Genomic DNA, 1,392 nt, shown 5'->3' with positions numbered 1-1,392 from the left:
CTGCCGATCGGCGAACGGCGGGTTAACAGAATGGGTTACGCACGGCCCGGGGCACCGCCCCGCAGGTGCCTCCCCGCGCCGCGCCAGGGGGGTCGTGGGCGGCCCGCTCGGCGGTTGCTAGCCGTGCGGCGGGACATAATCGGCAATGAGATTCTAAACCAGTTTGCCCAGCGCAAGCGCGCCAAACCACCCCGACCAGCGGCTTTGCCGCTGCCGATGGTTACAGTTTGCTGTGACCGCGCTGTCAGGCAGGGCGATTCGGGTCAGGCGCTGTTACTCTGGCGTTACCAAAAGTGAATTCGTCGTACCGTCACGTGAACAATTGCAAACAGGCGCCTTCCGAAAGAGCTTCGGGGGTCGCTGTCATCTACTCTCTGCAGAGTCGGGGATTGGAACTAGGAGGGAACCAAGTATGTCGTTCGTGACCACACAGCCCGAGGCTCTGGCTGCGGCGGCCGGAAACTTGCAGGCCATCGGCTCAACGCTGAGCGCTCAGAACGCGGCGGCCGCCGCCCCCACGACCGGGGTGGTGCCCGCCGCCGCCGACGAGGTGTCGGCGCTGACGGCGGCGCAGTTCGCGGCGCACGCCCAGATGTACCAGGCGGTGAGCGCCCAGGCCGCGGCCATTCACGAGGCGTTCGTGAACACTCTGTCGATGAGTTCGGGATCGTACGCCGCGACCGAGGCTGCCAACGCGGCTGCCGCGGGCTGATCCGATTGGCGGTCGGCGGTGTGGGACCGCACATCATCGATGTGGTCCACCACCTCACCGCCCAGCTACCGATGATCTCGGGGGCTGACGGCCGGACAACTCAAACGCCGCGGTTCGGGTTTGACGTCCGTCTCACCGTGTTAGAGCGACCGGTGGCCGCCGGCTGACGGGAAGGGGGGATCATCCTTTTGTATTCGGCTCGGCGGTTCGCCAGCGGGTGACCGGCCCGGCCATCGTCGTAACCACAGCAGGTATCTGAGAAACCATTTATTAAGGAGACAGCCAGCATGGCAACACGTTTTATGACCGACCCGCACGAAATGCGGGCGATGGCGGGCCGCTTCGAGGTGCACGCCCAGACCGTCGAGGACGAGGCCCGCAAGATGTGGGCGTCCTCGATGAACATCGCCGGCTCGGGCTGGAGCGGCCAGGCCCAGGCCACGTCGTACGACACCATGGGTCAGGTCAACCAGGCCTTCCGCAACATCGTCAACATGCTCCACGGAGTGCGCGACGGACTGATCCGCGACGCCAACAACTACGAGCAGCAAGAGCAGGCCTCGCAGCAAATCCTCAGCAGCTAGCGCTAAAAACCGCGGCTGCGTACCATTCCAGACATTAGGAGAACACCGTTATGACAATCAATTACCAGTTCGGCGATGTCGACGCCCACGGTGCCT

Annotated in this window: 2 protein-coding genes; both read left to right on the top strand. The window is 64.3% G+C overall.

Annotation, left to right across the window (positions count from 1 at the left end):
• Positions 1–412 precede the first annotated feature (412 nt).
• A complete protein-coding gene (locus tag HMPREF0591_RS29800) occupies positions 413–712 on the top strand; it encodes a PE family protein (RefSeq protein ID WP_007172607.1) in 300 nt (99 codons plus the stop codon).
• 287 nt (positions 713–999) lie between these two features.
• Positions 1,000–1,296, top strand: a complete 297-nt coding sequence (locus HMPREF0591_RS29795) for a WXG100 family type VII secretion target (protein WP_007168951.1) — start codon at positions 1,000–1,002, stop codon at positions 1,294–1,296.
• The last annotated feature ends 96 nt before the right edge of the window (positions 1,297–1,392 follow it).

The sequence above is a fragment of the Mycobacterium parascrofulaceum ATCC BAA-614 genome, assembly GCF_000164135.1.
Taxonomy (GTDB): domain Bacteria; phylum Actinomycetota; class Actinomycetes; order Mycobacteriales; family Mycobacteriaceae; genus Mycobacterium; species Mycobacterium parascrofulaceum.
Note: the sequence above shows the minus strand (reverse complement) of the source record. Positions and strands in the feature narration are given on the sequence as shown.

Coding starts and splice junctions, on each gene's coding strand:
- HMPREF0591_RS29795 (WP_007168951.1), top strand. CDS start 1,000: ATGGCAACACGTTTTATGACCGACCCGCACGAAATGCGGGCGATGGCG.
- HMPREF0591_RS29800 (WP_007172607.1), top strand. CDS start 413: ATGTCGTTCGTGACCACACAGCCCGAGGCTCTGGCTGCGGCGGCCGGA.